The following is a 3,959-nucleotide window of genomic DNA, read 5'->3' as shown; positions in this document are numbered from 1 at the left end:
GGGACCCGAGGCGTCGGACGCCCGCGGGCCCCAGGCGGCGCTGGTCGCCTTCGCGGTGCGCTTCCGCGGCATCGTGCTGGCGCTGAGCCTCGCGCTCGCCGCCTACGGCTTTGTCGTGCTGGCGGACGCCCAGTACGACGTCTTCCCGGAATTCGCCCCGCCCGCCGTCGTGATCCAGACCGAGGCCCCCGGCCTCAACCCGGAGCAGGTCGAGGTGCTGGTGACGCAGCCCGTGGAGGTCGCGGTCAACGGCCTGCCGGGGGTGGTCTCCCTGCGCTCGAGCTCGATCCAGGGCCTGTCGGTGATCACCGTGACCTTCGGGGCCGGCAGCGACATCTACCGGGTGCGCCAGCTCGTCACCGAGCGGTTGACGGCGCTGGCCGGCCGCCTGCCCCAGGGCGTGCTGCCGCCGGCGATGACGGCGCTCACCTCCGCCACCAGCACGGTGCTGCTCGTCGGCCTGACGACCGAGAGCCGCTCGGACATGGACCTGCGCACCCTGGCGGACTGGACCGTGCGCCTGCGCCTCCTCGCCGTGCCGGGGATCGCCCAGGTCTCGGTCTATGGCGGCGCGGTGCGCTCGCTGCAGGTGCAGATCCGCCCCAGCGACCTCGTGCGCTTCAACATCGGCGTCAACGACGTGCTCGCCGCCGCGCGGAAAGCCACCGGCGTGCGCGGGGCCGGCTTCGTCGACACGCCCAACCAGCGCATCGCCCTCCAGACCGACGGCCAGTCGCTCAGCCCCGAGGCGGTCTCGCGCACGGTACTGATCAACGAGGGCGGCGCCAGCGTGACCCTGGCGGACGTCGCCACCGTAATCGCCACCGGCGAGCCGGCCATCGGCGCCGCCCTGGTGGACGGCCGGCCCGGGGTGCTCCTCATGGTCGGCGCCCAGTACGGCGCCAACACCCGCGCGGTCACCGCCCGGGTCGAGGCGGCCCTGGAGGACCTGCGCCCGGCCCTGGCCCGCGAGGGCGTGACCCTGCACGCCGACCTGTTCCGCCCGGCCAACTTCATCGCCATCGCCAACGGCAACGTGCTGCAGGCCCTCGGGCTCGGCGGCATCCTGGTGGTCGTGGTGCTGTTCGTCTTCCTGTACGACTGGCGCACCGCCGTGATCTCGGCGCTGGCGATCCCGCTCTCGCTCATCGCCGCCGTGGTGGCGCTCCAGGCGCTGGGCGAGAGCCTCAACACCATGACCCTGGGCGGCCTCGCCATCGCCATCGGCGAGGTGGTGGACGACGCGGTGATCGGCGTCGAGAACGTGGTCCGGCGCCTGCGCGAGAACCGCCGCCTCGGCGGCCCGCGGCCCGAGGGGCGAGTGGTCCTCGACGCCATCCTGGAGGTGCGCACGGCGGTGGCCTACGCCACCATCGCGGTGCTCCTGGTGTTCCTGCCCGTCCTCGCCCTGTCGGGCATCGCCGGCCGGCTGTTCGGCCCCCTGAGCCTGGCCTACATCCTCGCGGTGGTGGCCTCGCTGGCCGTCGCCCTCACGGTGACCCCGGCGCTCGCGATGTGGCTGCTCACCGGCCGGCGCGCGGCCGACACCCGCGACCCGCCGGTGATGCGCGCCGCGCGCCGCCTCTACGCCCGGCTCCTGACCCGGATCGACCGGTATCCCGCCCTCGTCATGGCCTGCGGCCTCCTCGTCACCCTCCTGGGGGCCGCATTGGTGCCGTTCTTCGGCTCGACCTTCCTGCCCGACCTCAAGGAAGGCCACCTGATCCTGCACATGGCGGCGGCCCCCGGCACGGCGCTGCAGGAATCGATGCGGCTGGGCACCAGCATCACCGCCGAGCTGAAGGCGATCCCCGGCATCCGGGCGGTCGCCGCGCAGATCGGCCGGGCCGAGGCCGGCCAGGACACCGCCGGCACCCATTACAGCGAGATCCACATCGATCTGGAGCCCGGCCTCGACGGGGCGGGGCAGGGGGCGGCGGAGGCCCGGATCCGGGCCGTGATGGCGGGCTTTCCCGGAGCCGCCTTCTCGCTCAAGACCTTCCTCACCGAGCGGATCGAGGAGACGGTCTCGGGCTTCACCGCGCCGGTGGTGATCAACGTCTTCGGCACCGATCTCGGCGCGATCGAGACCGCCGCCCGCGATATCGCCCGCGAGCTCGCCGAGGTCCGGGGCGCGGTCGACATCCAGCAGAGCTCCCCGGCGGGCCTGCCCCAGGTCAACGTGGGTCTCAGGCCCAACGACCTGCGCCACTGGGGCCTCTCGGCCATCGAGGTGATGGAGGTGGTGCGCACCGCCTACCAGGGCGATATCGTCGGCCAGACCTATTCCGGCAACGCGGTGTTCAACGTCCTCGTCATCCTCGATTCCGCCACGCGGGGCCGGCTCTCGGCCCTCGCCGACCTGCCCTTGCGCGGCTCCGGCGGCCGGGTGGTGCGCCTCGCGCAAGTGGCGGACATCTACGAGACCTCGGGCCGCTACCAGGTCCAGCACGAGGGCGCGCAGCGGGTCCAGGCGGTCACCGCCAACGTGACCGGCCGGGACGTCGCCGGCTTCGTGGCCGATGCCCGGCGCAAGATCGCCCGCGAGGTCGCCCTGCCCCCCGGCACCTATGTGGGCTTCGCCGGCTCGGCCGAGGCGCAGGCGCGGGCCCGGCGCGACCTCCTCGTCTATTCTGGGCTCGCCGGCCTCGGCATCGTGCTGCTCCTGGCCATCGTGACAGGCAGCGCCCGCAACCTGATGCTGGTGCTGGTCAACCTGCCCTTCGCCTTCGTGGGCGGCGTGCTCGCGGTCTTCGCCACCGGCGCGGTGCTCTCGCTGGGGTCCATCGTCGGCTTCGTGACCCTGTTCGGGATCAGCTTGCGCAACACCATCATGATGGTCGCGCATTACGAGCACCTCGTGGTGGAGGAGGGGCAGGCCTGGAACCGGGACACGGCGGTTCTCGGGGCCGCGGACCGGATGGTGCCGATCCTGATGACCTCCCTCGTCACCGGGCTCGGCCTCCTGCCCCTCGCCCTCGGGGCCGGTGAGCCCGGCCGCGAGATCGAGGGTCCGATGGCCATCGTCATTCTCGGCGGCCTCGCCACCTCGACGGTGCTCAACCTCCTCGTCCTGCCGACCCTGGCGTTGCGGTTCGCGCGCTTCGAGGCGCCGCAGGGTAGGGCATTGCGGCCGGTCGCCTGAGGCGGCCCCGGGGCGCGCGAGCCCGCCGCCCCGGCTTTGTCCATCGCCCGCTCAGTCCTAGACTGAGCGACAGGCCGAGTCGTACGGCCCGGAGCCCCGCATGCGCCCGACGCCGCTGATCGCCCTCCTCGCCGCCCTCCTGCTGCCCGGCGGGTCGGGTGCGCGCGCGGTCGAGATGCTGGTGCCGCCCCCGGCCGGGACCGCGCCCGGCACGCCCGTCCCCATCCAGACCTTCCCCCTGAAGCGGGTGGTGCCGAAGGGCGAGGGACGCGCCATCGCCTTCTTCTCCTATCTCTACCCCGACTGCGCGTCGCAGGGGCCCGTGGTGGCCCGCATCCTGGAGCCGCCGCGCCACGGCACCGTGACCTTCGCGCAGACTGATTCCTTCCCGCGCTACGCGGCCGGCTCGCCGCTGGCCGCCTGCAGCGCCAAGCGGGTGCCCGGCCTTCGGATGACCCACGAGGCCGAGGAGAATTTCGAGGGGCTCGACACCGACCGCATCCTCCTCATCAACCCGGACGGGACGGCGGCGGAATACGACGTGAAGGTCTGGGTGCGCTGGGTGCCGCGCGGGGCGGCGAACCGATCGCGCCGGTTCCGCATTGATAGGTACGGCGCCCGTGACCCGGTCCGCCGCAACCGTTACGGAAGGTGACGCATGGCCCTGATTTTTGCTCTGCTCCTCATCGGGGCGCCGATGGCCCTCGCGATCATGGAACTCCTCCGCATGCGCGGAACGCATCAACTCTGAATGGACGGCACGCGCCGACCCTGAGCCGCCCGCGATCGGCACGGGCTCTCTCCGATCGGCACG

General features: G+C 72.8%; 2 protein-coding genes. Both read left to right on the top strand.

Annotated elements, in window-relative coordinates; genetic code table 11:
- The first annotated feature begins 40 nt into the window (after positions 1 to 40).
- Positions 41 to 3,145 (top strand): efflux RND transporter permease subunit, encoded by a 3,105-nt coding sequence (locus K2X24_RS04135; RefSeq protein WP_292494936.1) that lies wholly within the window; start codon positions 41 to 43, stop codon positions 3,143 to 3,145.
- 100 nt (positions 3,146 to 3,245) lie between these two features.
- Positions 3,246 to 3,800, top strand: a complete 555-nt coding sequence (locus tag K2X24_RS04130; RefSeq protein ID WP_292494935.1) for a hypothetical protein — start codon at positions 3,246 to 3,248, stop codon at positions 3,798 to 3,800.
- Positions 3,801 to 3,959 lie beyond the last annotated feature (159 nt).

It is taken from the genome of Methylobacterium sp. (assembly GCF_019750675.1).
Taxonomy (GTDB): Bacteria; Pseudomonadota; Alphaproteobacteria; order Rhizobiales; family Beijerinckiaceae; genus Methylobacterium.
Note: the sequence above shows the minus strand (reverse complement) of the source record. Positions and strands in the feature narration are given on the sequence as shown.